19 protein-coding genes are annotated in these 20,345 nt (G+C 71.8%); 9 read left to right on the forward strand and 10 right to left on the reverse strand.

From position 1 onward, the window contains the following. Positions 1-2: 2 nt before the first annotated feature. A complete protein-coding gene (locus tag KNO15_RS10480; RefSeq protein ID WP_241703664.1) occupies positions 3-746 on the reverse strand; it encodes a glucosamine-6-phosphate deaminase in 744 nt (247 codons plus the stop codon). 113 nt (positions 747-859) lie between these two features. On the opposite strand from KNO15_RS10480, the gene KNO15_RS23335 reads away from it, so the two are divergent. Continuing rightward, positions 860-1,660 carry a GntR family transcriptional regulator gene (locus KNO15_RS23335; RefSeq protein ID WP_241703665.1) on the forward strand — a complete coding sequence of 267 codons (801 nt, stop codon included), beginning with the start codon at positions 860-862 and terminating at the stop codon, positions 1,658-1,660. Between the two features lie 13 nt (positions 1,661-1,673). Here KNO15_RS23335 and KNO15_RS10490 read toward each other — a convergent pair whose 3' ends face one another. From KNO15_RS10490 to KNO15_RS10500, 3 genes are read right to left on the reverse strand one after another with little or no spacing between them, the layout of a single operon-like run. Then, positions 1,674-3,449 carry a dipeptide ABC transporter ATP-binding protein gene (locus KNO15_RS10490; protein WP_241703666.1) on the reverse strand — a complete coding sequence of 592 codons (1,776 nt, stop codon included), beginning with the start codon at positions 3,447-3,449 and terminating at the stop codon, positions 1,674-1,676. Continuing rightward, positions 3,446-4,405: an ABC transporter permease gene (locus KNO15_RS10495; protein ID WP_241703667.1), complete on the reverse strand. Its 960-nt coding sequence runs from the start codon at positions 4,403-4,405 to the stop codon at positions 3,446-3,448. The genes KNO15_RS10490 and KNO15_RS10495 overlap by 4 nt, the downstream gene beginning before the upstream one ends. 14 nt (positions 4,406-4,419) lie before the next feature. Beyond that, positions 4,420-5,376, reverse strand: coding sequence for an ABC transporter permease (locus tag KNO15_RS10500; protein ID WP_241703668.1), 957 nt, complete (start codon positions 5,374-5,376; stop codon positions 4,420-4,422). A gap of 114 nt (positions 5,377-5,490) precedes the next feature. Between KNO15_RS10500 and KNO15_RS10505 the strand changes: the two genes are divergently transcribed. The 6 genes from KNO15_RS10505 to KNO15_RS10530 all read left to right on the forward strand — a co-directional run bounded on the left by KNO15_RS10505 (position 5,491) and on the right by KNO15_RS10530 (position 14,564). Continuing rightward, positions 5,491-7,134 carry an ABC transporter substrate-binding protein gene (locus KNO15_RS10505; RefSeq protein WP_241703669.1) on the forward strand — a complete coding sequence of 548 codons (1,644 nt, stop codon included), beginning with the start codon at positions 5,491-5,493 and terminating at the stop codon, positions 7,132-7,134. Next, a complete protein-coding gene (locus KNO15_RS10510) occupies positions 7,134-8,621 on the forward strand; it encodes a leucyl aminopeptidase family protein (protein ID WP_241703670.1) in 1,488 nt (495 codons plus the stop codon). Before KNO15_RS10505 ends, KNO15_RS10510 begins: the two co-directional genes overlap by 1 nt. Before the next feature lie 84 nt (positions 8,622-8,705). Then, positions 8,706-10,052: an aspartate aminotransferase family protein gene (locus KNO15_RS10515; RefSeq protein ID WP_241703671.1), complete on the forward strand. Its 1,347-nt coding sequence runs from the start codon at positions 8,706-8,708 to the stop codon at positions 10,050-10,052. Positions 10,053-10,089: 37 nt separating this feature from the next. Continuing rightward, on the forward strand, positions 10,090-11,553 hold the full coding sequence (locus tag KNO15_RS10520; RefSeq protein ID WP_241703672.1) for a xylulokinase: 1,464 nt from the start codon (positions 10,090-10,092) through the stop codon (positions 11,551-11,553). 18 nt (positions 11,554-11,571) lie between these two features. Next, positions 11,572-12,855 (forward strand): diaminopimelate decarboxylase, encoded by a 1,284-nt coding sequence (lysA, locus tag KNO15_RS10525; protein ID WP_241703673.1) that lies wholly within the window; start codon positions 11,572-11,574, stop codon positions 12,853-12,855. Then, positions 12,852-14,564, forward strand: a complete 1,713-nt coding sequence (locus KNO15_RS10530; RefSeq protein WP_241703674.1) for a serine hydrolase domain-containing protein — start codon at positions 12,852-12,854, stop codon at positions 14,562-14,564. Before lysA ends, KNO15_RS10530 begins: the two co-directional genes overlap by 4 nt. A gap of 9 nt (positions 14,565-14,573) precedes the next feature. Here KNO15_RS10530 and KNO15_RS10535 read toward each other — a convergent pair whose 3' ends face one another. The 5 genes from KNO15_RS10535 to KNO15_RS22860 form a co-directional block, all read right to left on the reverse strand. Next, complete coding sequence (locus KNO15_RS10535) at positions 14,574-16,055, reverse strand: outer membrane protein assembly factor BamB family protein (protein WP_241703675.1); 1,482 nt, start codon at positions 16,053-16,055, stop codon at positions 14,574-14,576. 56 nt (positions 16,056-16,111) lie between these two features. After that, entirely contained in the window at positions 16,112-16,984 is an 873-nt protein-coding gene (locus KNO15_RS10540; RefSeq protein ID WP_241703676.1) for a TolB family protein, read from the reverse strand. 98 nt (positions 16,985-17,082) lie between these two features. Continuing rightward, positions 17,083-17,205, reverse strand: a complete 123-nt coding sequence (locus KNO15_RS23125) for a hypothetical protein (protein WP_278046499.1) — start codon at positions 17,203-17,205, stop codon at positions 17,083-17,085. A gap of 131 nt (positions 17,206-17,336) precedes the next feature. Beyond that, the gene (locus KNO15_RS10545) at positions 17,337-17,684 is read right to left on the reverse strand and encodes a hypothetical protein (protein ID WP_241703677.1); all 348 of its coding nucleotides are present in this window, start codon (positions 17,682-17,684) and stop codon (positions 17,337-17,339) included. A 110-nt stretch (positions 17,685-17,794) separates the two neighbouring features. Then, positions 17,795-18,289: a TetR/AcrR family transcriptional regulator gene (locus KNO15_RS22860; protein WP_308220437.1), complete on the reverse strand. Its 495-nt coding sequence runs from the start codon at positions 18,287-18,289 to the stop codon at positions 17,795-17,797. Between the two features lie 388 nt (positions 18,290-18,677). On the opposite strand from KNO15_RS22860, the gene KNO15_RS10555 reads away from it, so the two are divergent. Further along, the gene (locus tag KNO15_RS10555; RefSeq protein ID WP_241703679.1) at positions 18,678-19,103 is read left to right on the forward strand and encodes a hypothetical protein; all 426 of its coding nucleotides are present in this window, start codon (positions 18,678-18,680) and stop codon (positions 19,101-19,103) included. Positions 19,104-19,123: 20 nt separating this feature from the next. Here KNO15_RS10555 and KNO15_RS10560 read toward each other — a convergent pair whose 3' ends face one another. After that, positions 19,124-19,654, reverse strand: a complete 531-nt coding sequence (locus KNO15_RS10560) for a GNAT family N-acetyltransferase (protein WP_241703680.1) — start codon at positions 19,652-19,654, stop codon at positions 19,124-19,126. Between the two features lie 77 nt (positions 19,655-19,731). Here KNO15_RS10560 and dcd point away from each other — a divergent pair, with 77 nt between their 5' ends. Then, positions 19,732-20,337 (forward strand): dCTP deaminase, encoded by a 606-nt coding sequence (dcd, locus tag KNO15_RS10565; protein ID WP_241703681.1) that lies wholly within the window; start codon positions 19,732-19,734, stop codon positions 20,335-20,337. The last annotated feature ends 8 nt before the right edge of the window (positions 20,338-20,345 follow it).

Below are 20,345 nucleotides of genomic sequence, written 5' to 3' on the forward strand. Positions count from 1 at the left end.
GACTACCCCACGACGTCGAGGCTCTCCAGCCGGGAGGCCGCCGCCGGGTCCGCGTAGACCACCGCGTCGGGGTGCAGCCGCAGGAACGACGCCGGGCATGCGGTGTCGATCGGTCCGGACACCGCCGCCGCCACGGCCTCGGCCTTGGCCGCCCCGGTGGCGACCGCGATGATCGACCGGGCGCGCAGGATGGTGCCGATGCCCTGGGTGATCGCGCGGTGAGGCACCTGCTCGGGGCGGTCGAAGAATCGCGCGTTGTCCGCGCGGGTGCGCTCGGCGAGCTCGACGACGCGGGTCGTCGAGTCGGCGGGCGATCCCGGCTCGTTGAAGGCCAGGTGCCCGTTCGCTCCGAACCCGGCCAGCTGGACGTCGACTCCGCCCGCGTCGAGGATCGCGCGTTCGTAGTCCCGGCAGGCCTGGTCGAGATCGGGGCGAGTACCATCCGGGACGTGCAGTGCAGACGTGCGGAGACCGAGAGGACGGGCGAACGCGTCCTGGAGCGTTGCGGCGTAGCTCTGCGGGTCGTCCGGCCCCAGTCCCACGTACTCGTCGAGCGCGAACGCCTGCACCCGGGAGACGTCGAGGCCGGCTGCGACGCGGGCGGCGAGGGCGCGGTAGATGCCCAGCGGGCTCGAGCCGGTCGCCACCCCGAGCACCGTCTGCGGGCGCGCGGTGATGGCACGCGCGATGCGGTCGGCGACCGCCTCGGCGAGCGTGTCGGGGTCGGTTACGACGATCAGTTCCATATGTCCTCATTCCTTGTATGATGTGTGCCCTGACACGTTGAGAACCGGAGGAAGCAGTGCCACCTACGGCGCAGACGAACGATGACGGATCCGGTCCGGGGGGACAGAAGCGGGTGCTCAGGTACCAGCACGTGTACGACCTGGTCGTGAACCTCATCCAGGAGCAGAACCTCCGGCCCGGGGACCAGCTCCCCAGCACGGCGGAGCTCGCGGAGATGGCCGGCGTGAGTGTCATCTCGGTGCGCCGCGCCCTCGATGAGCTCACCCACCGCGGCAAGATCGTGCGGCACCAGGGCGTCGGCACGTTCGTCGCACCCCGGCGCATCGTCAGCGAGCCCTCCCGTCCCGGCGCCCTGCTGCAGACGCTGCGCGGCCCCTCGGGCGACGACGTGCAGCTGGAGACGGAGCTGGTGAGCATGGTGGTCGGCATCCCGAGCGACCAGCACGCCACGGCTCTCGGGATCGAGCCGGGCTCGCCGGTCTGGGAGGTCACCCGGCTGCGCCGCCTCGGCCGCACCCCCAAGGTGCTCGAGACCGCGGTGCTGCCGCTGTCGCTCGTGCCGTCGCTGGACGAGGGGCACCTGGCCGCCGGCGGCTCGCTGTACGAGCTGCTGGCCGACCGGTACGGCTACACCGACGACTTCGTCGAGCAGGCGATCGAGGTGGACGAGCCGACGGCGTGGGAGCGTCAGCACCTGCTCCTGTCGGCCAAGGACAACGTCGTGCGCATCCGCGGGGTCAGCCTCGGCGATGACGGGGTCGCGTTCGACAGCTTCCAGCAGACCTACCCGGCGCACGACTTCGTCTTCTACGTCTCCGGCACGTCGCGGCAGCGGCTGGTCGAGCCGCACCGCGACGGGAGCTGGGCCGTGCGGCCCTTGGGCGCTCCGCGGTCGGCCGACCCCTCGGACTGAGCCGCGGCTGCGCTCACGAGGCATCGCGGCGCAGCGGGTCGGGGCTCGGCACGCTCTCCAGCAGCCTCCGCGTGTACTCCTGGCGCGGATCGTTCACGATCTGCCACGGGTCGCCCTGCTCGACGATCCGCCCCGCGCGCATCACGACGATGCGGTCGGCGTAGGCGGCCGCCGTCGACAGGTCGTGCGTGATCATCAGGATGCCCATGCGGTGTTCGCGGCGCAGCCGGTCGAGAAGCTGCAGCACCCCCGTGCGCACCGAGACGTCGAGCATCGACACCGGCTCGTCCGCGAGCAGGAGGCGCGGGCGCAGCACGAGGCTGGCCGCGATCGCCACGCGCTGCCGCTGGCCTCCGGACAGCTCGTGCGGGAACCGGGTCGCGTACACCTCCGGGTCGAGCCCGACGTCGAGCAGCGCCTCCGCGATCAACGCCCGGCGCTCGGCGTTCGACGAGCCGATGCGGTGCACCTGCAGTGGTTCCATGACGAGGTCCTGGATGCGGAGGTGCCCGTCGAGAGCCTCGTACGGGTCCTGATAGATCAGCTGCACGTCCCGGCGCAGCGGCCGCCACTGGCGCGGCGACAGGCCGGTGACCTCCGTGCCGTCGATGCGGATGGAGCCGGAGGTCGCCGGCTGCATCCCCACCACCGCCTGCAGGGTCGTGGTCTTGCCGCAGCCCGACTGCCCGACCAGGGCGACCAGTTCGCCCTCGCGGACGACCAGGTCGATGCCGGCGACGGCCGCGGCGGGGGCCGTGGTGGAGTCCTCGTCGGCGTCGGTGAGGGCGATCACCGTCTCATCGTCGGACCGGAGCCGCCCGGTCGCGATGCCCTCCGTCGGCGTCGCGATCGGCGTCGGAGCCGGATCGGTGAAGTCGATCGCGCCGGGCACCGCACCGCGCCGCGCGCGCCGTGCCTTCTGCCCGTAGACCACGCGGAGGTCGCGCACCTGCAGCAGGTCGGCTCCGTCGGCGGTGCGGTCGACCTCCGGTACGTCGTAGAGGTTGGGCGTCGCCTCGAACAGCTCGCGGGTGTACGGGTGCTTCGGCCGGCGGTAGAGGTCGTCGACGTCCCCCTCCTCGACGATCTCGCCCTCGCGCATCACCGCCGCTCTGGTGCACGCCTGCGCGACCACGCCGAGGTCGTGGGTGACCAGCACGAGGGCGAGGTTCAGATCGCGGGAGAGTCGAACGAGGAGCTGGAGGATCTGGTCCTGCACCACGACGTCGAGCGCGGTCGTCGGCTCGTCGGCCAGCAGCACCCGCGGCTCGCACGACAGCGCCATCGCGATGACGGCGCGCTGCTTCATGCCGCCGGAGAGCTGGTGAGGGTAGCGGGCGTCGGTGCCGTCGGGGAGGCCGACCTGGCGCAGCAGTTCGCGGGTGCGCGCCACGGCCGCCTTGCCGGTCGCGACCTTGTGCACTTCCAGCGCCTCGCGGATCTGCCAGCCGACCGTCCGCACCGGGTTGAACGCGCTCATCGCACCCTGGAACACCATCGCGATGTCCGTCCACCTGTGCGAGCGGATGCCGGCCTCGCCGCGGGCGATCACGTCCTCCCCGCCGACCAGCACCGAACCGGACACCGTCGCGGTCGCGGGCAGCAGGCCCATCGCGGCCAGGATCGTCGTCGTCTTGCCGCAGCCCGACTCGCCGACGAGCCCGACGCGCTCGCCCGGTGCCAGCGAGAGGTCGATCCCGCGGAGCGTGTGCACCGGCTCGCCGCCGCGCCCGTCGCGCGGGTCGAACCAGACGTTGAGATCCCGGATCTCGAGGGCGTTGCCCGTCATAGCGCGTCCTTCCCTCGACCGACGAGCGGTCGCATCCGCCAAGTCCTGACCGAGAGGTACGAGGCCCGCAGTCGCGGGTTGAGGGCGTCCTCGATGGCGCTGCCCAGCAGGTAGCAGCCCATGATCAGCAGGGCCACGGCGATGCCGGCCGGCACGATCGCCCACCACGCGCCGGTGCTGATCGCGTCGCGCTCGAAGGCGTGCTCCATGATCGTGCCCCAGGTGACCGCGGTGGGGTCGGAGAGCCCGAGGAAGGCGAGCGCCGTCTCGTTGAAGATCGCCAGCGTCACGGCCAGCACGGCGTTCGCGATGAGCAGTGGGCCGAGCTGCGGCAGGATGTGCCGCACGATCACCCGGGTGCTGCCCGCGCCGATCGATTCGGCGCGCCGGATCGAGACGCGCTCCCGCAGCGTCTTGACTTGAGCGCGCACGATGCGCGCGGTGCTCGTCCACATCAGGAAGCCGATGACCAGCACGACGTGCGAGAGGCTCGGCCCCCAGACCGTGGCGACCACGATCATGAGCACGATCTGCGGGATGACGATGAAGTAGTCGGTGATGCGCATGAGGACCACGTCGGTCCCGCCGCCGAAGTAGCCCGACAGGATGCCGAACAGGGCGCCGATCACGATCGCGATCACCGCGGCCGTGAATCCCACGATCATCGAGACGCGGCCGCCCAGGAGCACCAGGCTGAGCACGTCGATCCCGCCGTCGTCGCAGCCGAGCCAGTGCTGGGGCGACGGCGGTGCGAAGACGGCGCAGCTCGGCTCCGTGGTGCTGTAGGGGGCGAGCACGTCGGCCGCGACCGAGAGCACGACGAAGAACGCGATGATCACGATGCCCACGATCGCCGGCGCCGTGGTCAGGGAGCGCGCCATCTCGGCCCAGACGCCGCCGCGCGAGTGCGAGCGCGTCTTGGCCTTCGGCGCTGTCGTGCCGGTCGGAGTTCCCATCGTCGTCTCCTTGGTCATCGGGACACCCGGGGGTCGAGGCGGAAGTACACGAGGTCGGCGAGGTAGTTCAGCAGCACCACCACGACCGTGATGAAGAGGAAGCCGCCCTGCAGCATCGGGTAGTCGCGCTGCAGGACGGCGTTGTAGAGCGCTCGGCCGATCCCCGGCCAGGAGAAGATGACCTCGACGAGGATGGAGCCGCTCACGATCGCGCCGAGTGAGAGCGCGATCTGGGTGATGGTCGGCAGTGCAGCGTTGCGGAACGCGTACGACGAGATGATCCGCCGCCGCGGGAGCCCCTTCGCCCGGGCGGTCAGCACGTAGTCGGCGCCCAGCGTCTCGAGCATCGCGGAGCGGACGATGAGTGCGTTCTCGGCGTAGAGGCTGAGCACCAGGGTGAGCACCGGCAGGATCATGTGCCGCACCGTGTCGACGAACTGATCCCACGGCGACATCCCGATCGCGAACGGGTCGTTCATCCCGACCGACGGCAGCACGCCGGCGAACAGGATGAGGATCATCATGCCGAGGAACTGGGTGGGGAACGCGTAGAAGACGACCGCGAGGTTGGTCGAGAGGTGGTCGCCGATCGTGCCGCGCCGCACGGCCGAGAACACCCCGACGCCGATGCCGAGGACGATCGCGATGACCGTGCCGGCGGTGACCATCGGCAGCGTGTTCGCGAAGGCCTGCCAGAGGTTCTCGGCCACCGGCTGGCGGTTGGCGAAGGAGACGCCGAGGTTCCCTTGGAACAGCTGCTGCAGGTAGAGCAGATACTGGCGCCAGATCGGCTGGTCCAGCCCGAACTCCACCTCGAGCGCGTGCTTGAGCGCCGGTGAGGCGTTGGGCACGCGTGAGATGCGGGTGACGGCATCACCCGGTAACACACGGAACAGGACGAAGTTGATCGTCAGCGCGACGAAGATCGTCACGACGGCGAACAGGGAGCGTTTCCAGACGTACCCTCGCATCCGGTCTCCTTCCGAAGCTTGACCTCTCGCGGTGGTGGTCATCATACTAAGCGCAACAAGAGTGTGAAACCGAGCACCGGAATCGAAAAAGCGACGCCACGAGGGAAGGTTTACATGAAGGTAATACGAGCCCTGGCCGCGGCCGCCGCAGTCGCGGTGACCGCCGGACTGCTGACGGCCTGTTCATCCAGCGGATCGAGCGACACGGTGCTGCGCATCGGCGCCAGCGCCACGATCGACTCGCTGAACCCGTTCGTGTCGAGCTCCGACTACAGCAGCGTCGTCTACGAGTACGTCTACCCGCACCTCACCGAGTACGACACCAAAGACCTCTCGCTGGTGCCGTCGTTCGCCAGCTCGTGGAAGACGTCGGAGGACGGCAAGACCTGGACGTTCGACACCGTCACGGGCGCGAAGTGGTCGGACGGCAAGCCGCTGACCGCCGAGGACGCCGCCTTCACGATGTCGATGATCCTGAAGTACAAAGAGGGGCCGACCGGCCAGCTCGCCGGGTTCGTCAGCCACATGTCCTCCGCGGTCGCCAGCGACGACCACACGCTCACGGTCACCTACGACCAGCCCGTCGCGAACGTGCTCGCCCAGCTCCAGCAGCTCCCGATCCTCCCCGAGCACGTCTGGAAGCCGCTGGCCACCGGTGCGGGCAAGGAGATCACCTCCTTCCAGAACGGCACGCCGATGGTCTCGGGAGGCCCGTTCGAGCTGACCCAGTACAAGAAGGACCAGCTCGCGCTGTTCCAGACCAACCCGAACTGGTGGGGAAAGACCAAGCCCACCATCACGGGATTCGGCCTGCAGTTCTTCGCCAACGACGACGCGATGGTCACGGCGCTCAAGACCGGCCAGGTCGACATGATCGGCGAGTCGACTCCCGCCACCGCGGTCGCGTCGCTCAAGAAGGCCGGCCTGGAGGTCGGAACCGCGCCATCGGTCGGGTTCTACGACTTCATCATCAACACCAACCCGAAGAAGAAGAGCCACCCCGAGCTGCTCGACCCGAAGGTGCGCGAGGCGTTCGAGTACGCGATGGACCGCCAGTCCATGGTCAAGACGGCCTGGCTCGGCCTGGCCACTCCCGGCTCGACGATCGTGTCGCCGGCCAGTGGCTGGCACGACGACTCCATCCAGGGGCTGCCGTTCGACATCGCCAAGGCCAACGCGATCCTCGACTCGCTCGGCTACGCGAAGGGATCCGATGGGATCCGCGTGGCGGACGGCCATCCGATGGCCTACGACGTCATCTTCCCGACCGAGATCAACGGCGCGGGCGACCGCATGTTCCAGATCATCCAGAACGGCCTCAAGCAGGCCGGGGTGAAGCTGACCATGCGCAAGATGGACACCGACGCCGCCACCACGGCGATCAACGGGCCTGACAACAAGTACGACCAGTTCGATCTCGCGATGTGGGACTGGATCCCGCCGGTCGACCCCGACTTCCAGCTGAGCGTGCTGACCTGTGCGCAGTGGGGCAACAACAACGACAGCGGGTACTGCAACCCCGCGTACGACGCCCTCTACGCTCAGCAGGCCGTCGCCCCGAACCGGGAGGCCCGCCAGGCGATCATCGACCAGATGCAGAAGCTCGCGTTCGACGACCGTCCGTACATCGCGCTGGTGAACCAGTACGTCGTCGAGGCGCACTCGCCGAAGTGGACGGGCTTCGAGCTCTCGCCGCTGGTCGGCTCGGTCAACAACCTGTCGACGCAGACGCTGCTCGGCGTCCACCGGGTCAAGTGATGGGGGCGGCGATCGTCGCCGTCGCCGTCGACGGCATCGCGGCGGCGCTCGCCGCGCGGCCCGGCGCGACCCTCGTCGTCGGAGTGCGGCGGGAGGAGGGCGGGCTCGCGCCTGGCGCGGGAGCGCAAGCGGCGGAGGGCGTGCTCGGCATCGACGCGACCGCCCTCGCCGCGGCGGTGCTCCCGAGCGGGCACGCCGCGTTCGCGACGGGGGCCGCCGCGGTGCCGTCGGCGGACGGGGTCCGCCGGGTCGTCATCGCCGACCTCGGCGAGCTCGCGGCGGGGGTGGCGCCAGCCGCCGAGACCCTGTTCGGGGCGGCGCTCGCCGCCTCCCGTGCGGCTGAGGGGCCGGTCGTCTCGCTGCTCGGGCTCGAAGCGTCCGATGCGGCCGGCCTGCGGCTCGTCGCCGAGGGGCACGCCGCGGGCGGCTGGCGCTATCGCGCAGAGGCTCGGCCGGCGAGTGAGATCGTCGTCGTGGCCCGCGGTGCCGCCGATGCCGAGCGCGACCTCGAACGCGCTCGGATCGTCTCGGACGCGGTCGCCTGGGTGCGTACCGTGGTGGAGACGCCGCCCAACCTTCTGGGGCCGGGGGAGTTCGCCGAGGCGGTCACCGCCTTCGCCGCCGAGCTGGCCGGCGACGCCGTCTCGGTCGCGATCTGGGATGCCGAGGCACTCGCCGAGCGCGGCTTCGGCGGCACCCTCGGCGTCGGGCGCGGAAGTGCGCGGCCTCCGCTCGCGATCGAACTGCGCACCGAGGGCGCCGGCCCCGGCCTCGTCACGGCGCTGGCGGGCAAGGGCATCACCTTCGACTCGGGCGGCCTGAACCTCAAGCGCGACCCCGGGGAGATCTCCTGGATGAAGACCGATATGGCCGCGGCCGCCTCGGTCGCCGCTGCGGTCGTCGCGGCGGCGGCGCTCGGCGGCTCCGGGCCGCTGCACGCTGTGCTGCCGGTTGCCGAGAACATGCCGGGAGGCGGGGCGCAGCGTCCGGGCGATGTCGTCCGGCATCCCGATGGCCGCACCACCGAGGTGATCGACACCGACTCCGAGGGTCGGCTGGTGCTCGCGGACGCCCTGGCCTGGCTCGCGCGGGGGCGCCCTGCGCGACTGGTCGACGTCGGCACGCTGACCGATTCCGGAGCGGTCGGCACCGCCTTCTGGGGGTGCTGGGGAACCTCCGGCGGTGTCGCGGAGGAGCTGCTCGCCGCGGGGAGGGCCGCAGCGGATCCCGGCTGGCGGCTGCCGCTGCACGCCTCGTACTCGGAGCTGCTGGAGTCTCGGGTCGCCGACATCGCCAACTGCTCGGTGGATGCGCCGGACACCGGCCAGCTGGCCGCCACCTATCTGCGGACGTTCACCGGTGACGTGCCCTGGGTGCACATCGACAACGGCTCCTCCGCGTGGCTCGAGCGCGACGCAGCGCCCTGGCCGGCCGGCCCGACCGCGGCGCCGGTGCGCGCGCTGATCGAGTTCCTCAGTCCCTCCTGAGGGTGACGGCGATTCGGGGATGACGTTCCTGCGAATATGTCTATATACTCTGTATAACAAGTAGTCTTCACAGGAAGGGCGGAGATGACGTTCACCACCGCATTCGCCGAGCGCACCGTCGCGACCAAGGCTCTCTTCGAGCGCGCCAAGGTCACCATCCCGGGAGGGGCGGGCAGCACCGCACGCCTCCCCCGCAACGGCTGGAAGCCGTACCCGCTGTTCATGGCGGAGGGGCAGGGGTCGCGCCTGCGCGACGTCGACGGCAACGAGTACATCGACTATCTGCTCGGGCTCGGTCCGATGATCCTCGGCCACCGCCACCCGCAGGTCACGCAGGCGGTCACCGACGCCGTCGCCGAGCTCGGCACCTGCTTCGGCCTCCCCTACGAGCTCGAGATCGAGGCCGCCGAGAAGGTCGTCGCCGCGGTTCCCGGCATCGACCAGGTGCGGTTCACCAACTCCGGCTCGGAGGCGGTCGGCACCGCCGTGCGGTTGGCGCGTGCCACCACCGGCCGGCGTCTGATCGTCCGGTTCGAGGGGCACTACCACGGCTGGCAGGACACCGTGTACTGGTCGAACCACGTCGACCCCGAGCTGGCCGGCCCCATCGACCACCCGCGCCCGGTCGCGATGGGCGGTGGCGTGCCCGCCGAGCTGCAGGACACGCTCGTCGTGCTCAACTGGAACGACCCGGAGAGCTTCATCGCGCTCATGGAGACCCGCGGCCATGAGGTCGCCGCGGTGCTCACCGAGCCTGCCGTCTTCAACACCGGCTGCATCCTCCCGGAGCCCGGCTACCTCGAACTGCTGCGCGAGCAGACCAGGAAGCACGGCGCCCTGCTGATCTTCGACGAGGTCATCACCGGGTTCCGGTTCGCCCGCGGCGGCGCCCAGGAGTGGTTCGGCGTCACTGCCGACCTGGTCACCTACGCCAAGGGCATCGGCGGAGGCTTCCCGGTCGCGGCGATCGGCGGCACCAACGAGGCGATGCGCCTCATCGCCGACGGCACCTACTCCCACTCCGGCACGTACAACGCCAACGTCGTCCAGTGCGCAGCGGTCTCCGCGACGATGGACGTGCTGGCCGAGCCGGGCCTGTACGAGCGGCAGCGCGCGCTGGGCAACCGGCTGGCCCGCGGGCTGGAGGGCATCGCCACGGCCAAGGGCATCGACGCCTACGTCGAGGGCATCGGCACGGTGTTCCAGCTGTGGTTCGCCGACCGTCCCATCCGCAACTGGCGGGATGCCGCGGCCCACGCCCGCGAGGACATCTTCACCCGCTGGTACGAGGAGATGATCGTGCGCGGCGTGCTCTTCCACCCGCTCCAGTTCGAGAACCTGTTCGTCTCGCTGGTGCACACGGACGAGGACATCGACGCCACGCTGAACGCCGCCGAGGACGCCCTGAGCGTGGTCGCGCGCGAGTTCTAGAGTGGGCGCAAGCGCACACGACCGCGAAGGGACGCGAGTGACAGACCAGGGCGAGCTGGCCATCGGACTCGACTTCGGCACGAGCGGCGCCAAGGCGCTGGCCGTGGCCCGCGACGGAGGGGTGGTCGCCCGCGCGACCGCGCCCTACGAGACGCGGCGACCGGAGCCCGACGCGGCCGAGCAGGACCCGGGCGACTGGATCCGCGCCCGCGACCGTGTGCTGGCCGACCTCGCCGCGCAGACCGATCCCGGTCGGTGGGGAGCGATCGCCCTCTCGGCGATGCTCCCCACCCTGGTCGAGCTCGATCCGGCGGGGCGGCCGCTCGCGCCCGCGATCACGTGGGAGGACGGCCGGGCCGACGCGGACGGCCGCCGGATCGCCGAGAGCGCGGGGGAGGCGCTCGTCTACCGGACGACCGGACAGCGACTCGACGGCCGCTATCTCCTGCCGATGCACGCCCGCCTGGCCCGATCGGGCGCGCGCGACGACACCACGATCGCGGGTGCGAAGGACCTCCTGTTCGCGTCCCTGACCGGGAGCCTGCGCACCGACCCGAGCACCGCGGCCGGCTACGGCGCGTACGCGCTCCGCGGCGGCTGGAACGAGGCGATCCTCGCCGCGGCCGGGGTCTCTGCCGACCGCCTGCCGGAGGTCGCGCCGTCGACGAGCGCCGCGCCGCTGCGCCAGGAGGCCGCCGCCCTGTGGCGCTGCCGGCCCGGCCTCCCGGTCGTGCTCGGCGGGGCCGACTCGGTTCTCGGGGCGTACGGCCTCGGCGTCCGCTCGCCGGGATCCGTCGCCTACGTCGCCGGGACGAGCACGGTGATCCTGGGCTGGTCGGCCTCCGCCGATCCCGACCCGTCTGGCCGGTACCTCGTCACCCCGATGGCCGACGACGGCTACGGGCTCGAGATGGACCTGATGGCGACCGGTTCTGCGCTGGCCTGGCTGGCCGGGCTCCTCGGCATCGAGGGCGGGGCCGCCGGGGCGATGGCGCTCGCCGATGAGGGCTCGCTGCTCGACGCGCCGCTCGTCCTCCCGTACTTCTCGCCCGGCGAGCAGGGCGCCCTCTGGGACCCCCAGCTGCTCGGCGCGGTGGAGGGCATCACCCTGCGCACCAGCCGCGCCGACCTGGCCCGCGGTCTGGTCGCCGGAATCGTCGCCGAGTCCCGCCGCTGCCTCGCCGCCCTGGCCGAGACCGAGGGCGCCGGCGCGGGGCCGGTCGTCGTCAGCGGGCGCGGGGGCGCCTCCCGGGCGTTCAGGCAAGCGCTGGCCGACGCGAGCGGTCGCACCGTGCTGCACGATCCCGGCGAGCAGGACCACTCCGCTCTCGGGGCCGCCCTGCTCGCCGGGCGTACTGCGCTCGGCTGGCCCGACGACCCGGCGGCGCACCGCGACGCCTTCGTCGCCGTGCGCCCCGACCCGTCAGCCGCGGCCGCCTGGGCCGACCGCTACGACCGCCACGAGCGTGCCCGCCTCGCCCAGCGCGCCCGCCTGACCTGACCCGCCACGGAGGAGACCATGAGCGACACCCTCACGCCGGCCGACATCGACCTCTCCCTCTACCCGGAGGGCACCCGGCTGGACGACGACGGCCGCCTGCTGATCGGCGGCTGCGCCGTCGCCGACCTCGCCGAACAGTACGGCACCCCCGCCTACCTGATCGACGAAGGCGCGCTGCGCCGGAGGGCCAGGGAGTACGTGCGCGCGTTCCGCGAGCGGCACCCCGACTCGCTCGTGCTGTTCGCCTCCAAGAGCTTCCCCTCCGCCTCGGTCATCGGGGTCGTCGCCGAGGAGGGCTGCGGCGTCGACACGGCGGCGGCCGGGGAGCTGCGGCTGGCGATCGCCGCCGGCGCCGATCCCGGCGCCGCTGTCTTCCACGGCAACGCCAAGACCGACGACGACATCCGTACGGCCGTCGAGGCACGCGTGCGCTACATCGTGATCGACAACCTCGACGACGTGGAGCGGATCGCGCGCATCGCGACCGAGCCGGTCCCCGTGCTGCTGCGGGTCAGCCCGTCGCTGGACGCGCACACCCACGCCGCGATGATGACCGGGCACGACACCTCCAAGTTCGGCATCCCGCCGGCGCAGGTCGCCGATACCATCGCCGCCATCCGCCGCGAGCCGATGCTCGACCTGCGCGGTCTGCACGCCCACGTGGGATCCCAGCTGCTCGGTCTCGATCAGTTCGAGGCCGAGGTGGAGGCGCTCGCCGCGTTCGAGCGGTTCGGGGTCTACGACCTCGGTGGCGGCCTCGGTGTGCGCTACGTGCCGGGCGACGTCGCCCCCTCGGTGGACGAGTACGCCGAGCGCGTGGTCGCGGCCGTGCACAAGCACCTCGGCCGCGACGTCGAGCTGCTGGTGGAGCCGGGCCGCTCGATGGTCGCGCGCAACGGCGTCACCGTGTACCGGGTCGTCACCGTCAAGCGCGGCGGCCGCGTGCACGCCGCGGTCGACGGCGGCATGGGCGACAACCTCGAGGTCTCGCTGTACGGGCAGGCCTTCACGCCGTCCGTCATCGACCGCTCCGGACCGGCGGAGACCGTGGACGTCGTCGGACGGCACTGCGAGTCGGGCGACTATCTGGCCAACGACGTGCGCGTGGTGAGCCCGCGGGTCGGCGATCTCGTCACGGTCCCGGTCACCGGTGCGTACTGCTACACGATGTCCAACAACTACAACACCGCCCTGCGTCCGCCCGTCGTGTTCTGCGACGAGGGGAGGTCGCGCCTGGCGGTACGCCGCGAGACGTTCGACGACCTCCTGCGCCGCGAGCAGCTGCTGGGGGACCGCGGGTGAGCGGGTCGGCAGCCGCAGCCGCAGCCGCCGTCGTGGAGCGGATCGCGGCGGAGTGGGCGGTGCCCGGCGTCGCGGTCGCCGTCACCGATCGCGACGGCGTCGTCTGGCGGCACGTCACCGGGCACGCCGACCTCGCGCGCGGCATCCCGTTGCGCCACGACCACCTGCTCGAGATCGGCTCGATCAGCAAGGCGGCGACCGCCATGGTCGTGCTGCAGGAGGTCGCCGCAGGCCGCCTCGGCCTCGACCAGCCGATCGGCGACGTACTGCCGTGGGTGCCCGCGCCGCTGCTCGACCCGGCCATCACGCTGCGGACGCTCCTCACCCACACGGCCGGGCTCGTGGGCAGCGTCGACGCCCTGCCCGACGAGCGCGCGCAGGTCGCGGGCTACGCCGGCGGCGCGACGGGGTCGGCGCCGGGCGCGCGGTTCCACTACTCCAACGTCGGGTTCCTCCTCCTGGGTCTCGCCGCCGGCGCCGTCGCGGGACGCCCCCTGCCCGACCTCGTCCGCGAGCGGGTCTTCGGCCCGGCCGGGATGCGGGACGCGATCCCGGTCATCACCGCCGCCGACGCCGGCCGGCTCGCCGTCGGGCACCAGCCGCTGGCCGAGGACCTCCCCTGGCGTCCCGGCGACCCCCTGGTGGCCTCGCCGCTGGTCGAGACGTCGGGCAGCGACGGTAGCATCGCAGCCACGGCGGCGGACCTCGCGGCGTTCGCGCGGGTGCTGTTGCGTGGCGGGCGCGGCGACGCCGGTGTCGTGCTCGCCCCGGGGTCGTTCGAGGCGATGACGGGCACGCTCGCCCCGAGCGGGGAGGACGTGCTCGTGGTCCCCGGGCAGTCCGCGCCCGAATGGAGCCGGTACGGGCTCGGCATCAACGTCGAGCAGTCGCGCCGGGGCCGTGCGCTCAGCCACGGCGGCGGCATGGTCGGCTACGCGTCGTTCCTCCTCGCAGACCCCGCCGCGGGCCGCGCCGTGGTCGTGCTGACCAACGCGGACGGCGACAGCCCGATCGCGGAGGCGATCGCGCGATCGGTGGACGTGGTGTTCGCCGGCGGCGGCGCTGTGCCCGACGACCCCGGACTGTCGGGCTCGCGGTGGGCGCGGCCCGAGACGTCGCTGGCCGTCGGTGACCACCTGAGCGTGCGGCCGCCCGCCCTGCCGCCGGAGGCGCACGGCGTGTTCGTCGGAGCCGACGGCCGGCGGCTCGAGGTGCGCGCCGCCGGCGAGGGTCACGAGGTCGTGGTCGACGGGTCGGCGGCCCCGCTGCGCTGGACCTGGAGCGACCGCTGCGTCACGACGCTGCCGGCTCTGCGGCGGTTCGCGCTGGTGTTCGACGGGACGGGCTGGAGCTGGGGGCCGGAGGAGTTCCCACCCGAGCGGGCCGCAGGAGGAGCCCCTTCCCGTGCGCACGCGCTCGAGCCTTCCGATCCCGCGCTCGCGGCGGCCCCCGGTCACTATCGCTCGTACACGCCGTGGTTTCCGCACCTGCGGATCGTCCGCCGCGGCTCCCGGCTCGTGCTGATCGCCGCGCGCGGGGTGGAGGCACCGGCCGACGACCAGCCGCTCATCCCGCTCGGCGACGGTGTGTTCCGCATCGGCGCCGACCCCGCAGTACCCGAGACCCTGCGCCTGGGGCCTGTCGTCGACGGCGGCTGCGTGTGGATCGACCGTGATGGCTGCCGCTACTCGCGGTCGTTCACGCCCTGAGCCCTCCCGTCACCCGCCGCCGCGGAACGCCACGACCCCCGTGTCCGTGCCGATGAGCAACAGCCCGAGCGCCCTGCTCGGACTCGCGAAATGCGGGACGGCAACGCCGACGGTCTGTCGCTGCAGCCGGGCTCCGGTGGAGGCGTCGAACTGGGTGACCGTGCCGTCCGGGTACTGCACCGCCCAGACCGTTCCACCGACGACGATCGGAGCGCCGTTCGCGCCCGAGAGCAGTGGGCCACGCCGGTCACCGCCGAGGTCGACGGCCTGGATCCCGCCGTCGCTGCAGGGGACGAACAGGCGGTTCGCAGCGCGGTCGTACGCCGCGCCGCCGTCGGGATCGCTGCCGCAGAGCCCGTCGATGCCGGCGACCTGCGACAGATCGGATTGGCGGAGGATGAAGCCGACGTCGGTCTTCCCCGCGACGAACAGCAGTCCGCCGGCCAGCAGCACCGGGTTGCCCGTACCGAGGTCGTCGTCGCCTCCCGCCGATCGGTCGGTGAAGACGGCGAGCGGCTTCAAGTCGCTCGACAGCTTGACCACGCTCTCCGCGTACCGGACCGGGTCGGGGCCGCCCGCCGGCGGGTCCGGGTTGGAGTTGCCGGTCGACACGTAGAGATCGCCCGCCGAGTCGATCGCGGGCGCACCGCCGCCCTGCCAGATCGCGCCACCGTGGCCGTCCGGCGCCGACTCGAAGGCGACGAGGTCCGGCGCGCCTGTCTCGTTCACCCCGACGACCCAGCCGTGGTAGTCGCCGCAGTCGCCGTAGTTGCCTCCGTAGGAGATGTAGACCCGTCCGTCGGCCACGGCGAGCGACGCGCGTTGCAGCAGGTGGACGGGGTTCTCGCCCACGGGAAGCGGTGGATCGACCGGCTCCGAGAGCACGACCCTGCCCGTGCTGACACTGACGCCCTCCAGCTGGTGGTGCACCGCGCCTGCGCCTGTGCTCACCTCGCCGACCACGAACACCGTCCCGCTGGCGGCGTCGACGGCCGGCGTGCTGGTGACACCCAGCGGGTCGATGTCCCCGCAGCCCGCGACCGCGCCGACATCCGTCAGCGGATCGCCCAGGGACACCGACCACACGACGTTCCCGGTCGCCGGATCGAGCGCGACCACCCGGTTCGTCTCGGTGGCGGCGATCACGCGACCGTCGGCGACGACGGGCTGACCGAACACCGCGCCGCCGAGGTCGGCGGACCAGGCTCGGGTGAGCGACGCCAGGGAGGCTCCTGCTCCCACGGCACCGGTCCGCGACGCGTCGGCGTGGTACGACGACCAGGCTGTGATGCCCGGGATCGGAACGGTGACGGGGGTTCCGGAGCCCGTCGGCGACGGGCGGGTCGGCGACGGCCGGGACGTCGTCGCCGAGCTGGCGTGCTCGGCGGGCGCTGACACCGTGCATCCCGCGAGCAGCAAGAGGCCGCCGAGCGCGATCGCTCCCAGGCGAGCACGCCCGCGGTCGTCGGATCCCCGCCTCGCGCGGTGCATGGCGACAGCGTATGCCGGACCGGTGACCGAGACGACAGCGATGCGCGGCGAGAGGCTCAGCCGATGGGGTACGACACGTACGCGAACCGGCGCGAGTCGGGAGCCCAGCTGTTGACGTTGATCGTCCCCTGCCCGCCGGGCACGGCGATGCGTTCGAGCGGGCTGCTCCAGTCCGCCACGTCGACGACGACCATCGTGACAGGGAGGTCGGCGGGATGCCCGACTGTCCCGGCGGGGAACTCCAGGTACACCGCGCGGCGGCCGTCCGGCGAGAGGTGCGGGAACCAGTCCACCGTCCCGGATTCGAGGAGACGCTCCGTCTCCCCGCCACCACTGGGGATGCGGGCGAGCTGGGCGTGACCCGGGCGGTCCGCCCATCGCTCCGTGTTGAAGTAGATCCACCGGCCGTCGGGCGACCACTCGGGACCGTCGATGTGGCCCGGTCCGGTGTCGACGATCGTCGTGCCGGTTCCATCGCTCCCCACGACGCCGAGGAGGCCCGGCTCGTCGAACGAGCGCAGGTGAACATACGCGAGGGTCAGGCCGTCCGGGGAGATCCCGTGGAGGAAGTGCCAGACGCCGTCCTCGGTCGTGACCCGCGAGGCCTCGCCACCGGAGAGGGGTCCGCGATAGATGTGACCGTCGTCGGCGGACAGGAAGACCTGACTGCCGGCAGGGTCGAGCACGTGATCGTTGTTGATGGCGGGCAGCCCGCGGAAGCGGACGCGCTCGGGCGCCCATCCCTGCTCCGGTGGCAGCGACCAGAGTTCTCCGTCACCGTTGACGAGCAGGGATCGCCCGTCGATGGACCAGTTGGGGGCCTCGAAGAGTGTCTTCGCGTCCTCGTGGACGACGACATCCTCGCCGGTCTCGACGTCGTGGACGTGGATGCGCGCGGTCTGCCCGGGCGCCAGGGTGCGATACGGCATGACCAGGATTCTTCCCCATCGGTCGCGGCCCCGAACCGGAACCTGCGTCTCGGGCAGCTCGCAGGTGTGCGTCGGAGTCCGCTTTCGCGGTGGCGCCCTCAGCGGTCGTCCGCACCGCCGCCCGAGGCGGTGTCCGCGCCGTCGTCGGGCTCCTCGGAGTGGGTGCCGGTCCCGTCGGGCAGGTCGTCGGGGTCGGGGTGGTGGCTGTCGCGTCCGGTCATGATCCGTCCTTCGCTCGTGGTCTCGTGCGCCACTGAACCGCAGCCGCCGCGATCCTCACACCCGTTGACACGGCCAGGGATGCGCGTACCGGTGCGCCCGGCCTCACCCGCGGCCCGGACGGCGGACGGGGTCAGCCCGCGTCGATCTGCTCGAGGAGCTTCTTGCTCGCCTTCGCGATGTCGTCGTGGTCGTTCTGGGCCGCGCGGCTCTCGAGCGAGATGACGGCGCAGCGGTGGACCGTGGCGAAATCGCCGTAGGGGAAGCTGAACCTCCCCTTCGTCTCCTCGCTCGCCTCCGCGTCCTCGCCGAGATGCCAGAGCGCGTACGCGTCCCAGCCGTGCTTCTCGATGAAGGCGTTCTCGTCGTCCGCGCTCGGCGCGTCCTCGCTCCAGTCGTCGCGCGCGTCGTGGACGACGGTGCCCTTCTCCACGAGGGTGCGGGCGTGCTCGAGGGCCTTCCGGTTGAGCTTGACGGTCATGTCCCTGCCTTCCTTGTCGCCTCGACGTTCCTGTTGGGGATGCAATGCCTGTCCGTGCGTGAGCGCAAGGGGTTGACCGGATTCGCAGGAGGCGCGGAGCGAGGGATTCCTCACGCGTCCCGAGCGAACAGCGCCGCGACCGCCTCCTCCCGCAGGCCGTCGAGGACGGCGTCGAGGCGGCCGTGAGCGTCGAGCTGGCTGATGCCGTGCAAGGTGCTCCAGAGGAGTTCCGCGCGCACCGCGCGCTCGCGCGCGTCCGATCCGCCGACGACCTGCTCCAGCAGCGCGAAGCCCCGGCGGAGGATGGCCGGAGTCTCCGCGGACGCGAACACGATGCTGCTACGGGCCGAGGCCATCGCCTCGTACACGGCGGGATGCGTCCGCGCGAAGTCGAGGTAGGCGCCGATCAGCCCCGGCAGTGTGGCGAGGCCGTCGTCGGAGGCCGCCATCGCCTCGGCCAGTTCTGCATAGCCGTCGACGACGACGCGGCCGACGATGTCGTCGCGGCCTCCCGGGAAGTGCCGGTAGAGGATCGGCTGGCTGACGCCGATGGCGTCGGCGAGCCGGCGCACGGTCACGGCCGGCCACCCCTCGCTCTCCGCGATCTCGGATCGTCGGCCGCGGCCACTACTACGGGGACCGGAGGTTCTCGGTCATCGGCATCGCCGGGACGATCCTCACGGCGGCGACCGTCGTGCTGGCGTTCCTCGGCGGCCCTCCGCTCGCGGGGCTGCCGCCGGCCACGGCATTCCTGCTCCTGCTCGTCTGGCTGCTGCTCTTCGCCCGGATCGCCAAGCCGATCAACGCCGTCTTCACCCGTGCTGCGGCCGCGGGCGAGGTCCGGGCCGGCGCTCAGCCGGCGCAGCGTCTACTCCGGGGAGAGTACGCGGATCTACTCCACCCACCGCATGACACAGCGTCCGCACGCGAACACAATGGGGCTATGCGGCGCGACCGACCCGGGAACGCGCCGCCGACTGAAAGGGGACGTCGATGTCCACGCTCGCGAACTCGTCCGCCGACCTGGTCCGCCGTTCCAGGGAGGCCCTCAGCGCGCTCGCCGTGCAGTTCCTCCTCGGGATGGGGGCGAACCTCGTCGGCAGCCCGGAGGAGAACGAAGGTGCCGCTCGGGTCGTCGCGGGGATCCTCCTGGGACTCCACGGGCTCGTCGGGATCGGGCTCATCATCGTGGCCGTGCGGGTCTGGACGACCGCGCGGAGAGCGGAGGCGTCGCAGCGCGCGGCGCTCTGGGCGTTCATCGCGATCATCGCCACCTTCCTGGTGGGGGTCGGGACGATGTTCACGGGCAGCGGGTGGCTGTCCTTCCTCATGTCGGTCGGGTTCGTCGCGTCCGCGGCGCTGTACATCGCCATCGGGGCGGGTGCCCTGGTGCGGCAGCGCTCGGCGGTCGCCGACTGAGCTCGCGGGCGGACGCGCCCTCACTCCTCCAGATCGAGCACGAACGTCAGCAGCTCCAGCTCGCGGCCGTCGGGGAGCACGATCACGTCCTCCCGATCCGATCGCCTGCTGAAACCCAGCTTGCGGTAGAGGGCGTGTGCTCCCAGCATCTCGGGCCCGCTGTTCAGCACGACGGCGCGCTGCCCGCGGCGGCGCGCCTCCGCCATCGCGAACCGGGTCAGGTCGGCGCCGATGCCGCGCCCGCGTGCTGACGGGTGCGTGGCCAGGAGGCGGAAGTACAGCTCGTGCGGCGCGATACGCCCCTGCTGGTCGTGCCCGGCGCGCAGCACGGCGATGGTGCCGACGAGCCCGCCCGTCGCCTCGTCCTCCGCCACGAAGAAGTCGTACGCGCCGAGGAGAGCCTCCGGGTGCCGCAACTGGTGCCGGTAGTTGTCGGAGAGGTCGGTGTAGTCGTTCGAGTACGCCGCGTACGTGAGCTCGCCGATCGCGGCGTACTCGCTGTCGGCGGCCGGTCGGATGCGGACGGTGGACGCCCGGACGGTGGTGCTCATTCCCCCAGGCTATGTCACGCCTCCGACGGCTGCGGCGGCGCGGCCGGCCACGGCTTCGCACCCGATAGGCTGGGCGCGTGCTTCTCTCCGATCGTGATATCAAGGCCGAGCTGGGTGCCGGGCGCATCGCGCTGGAGCCGTACGAGCCGGCGATGGTGCAGCCGTCGAGCATCGATGTGCGGTTGGACCGCTTCTTCCGCCTGTTCGACAACCACAAGTACCCGTTCATCGACCCGTCGGAGGACCAGCCCGAGCTGACCCGGTTCGTCGAGGTCGACCCCGACCAGCCGTTCATCCTGCACCCGGGCGAGTTCGTCCTGGGGTCGACGTTCGAGCTGGTCAGCCTTCCGGACGACGTCGCCGCGCGACTCGAGGGCAAGAGCTCCCTCGGCAGGCTCGGGCTGCTCACGCACTCCACGGCCGGCTTCATCGATCCCGGCTTCTCCGGCCACGTCACTCTCGAACTGAGCAACGTCGCGACGCTGCCGATCAAGCTGTGGCCGGGCATGAAGATCGGGCAGATGTGCTTCTTCCGGCTGACGTCACCGGCCGAGCGCCCGTACGGGTCGGCCGAGTACAGCTCCCGCTACCAGGGGCAGCGCGGGCCGACGGCATCGCGCTCCTACCTCAACTTCCACCGCACCGACGTCTCGGCGAACGACGCCGGTCGGCCGACCAGCTGATCCCGAGA

This window comes from Leifsonia shinshuensis (genome assembly GCF_022606355.1).
Lineage (GTDB): Bacteria > Actinomycetota > Actinomycetes > Actinomycetales > Microbacteriaceae > Leifsonia > Leifsonia shinshuensis_B.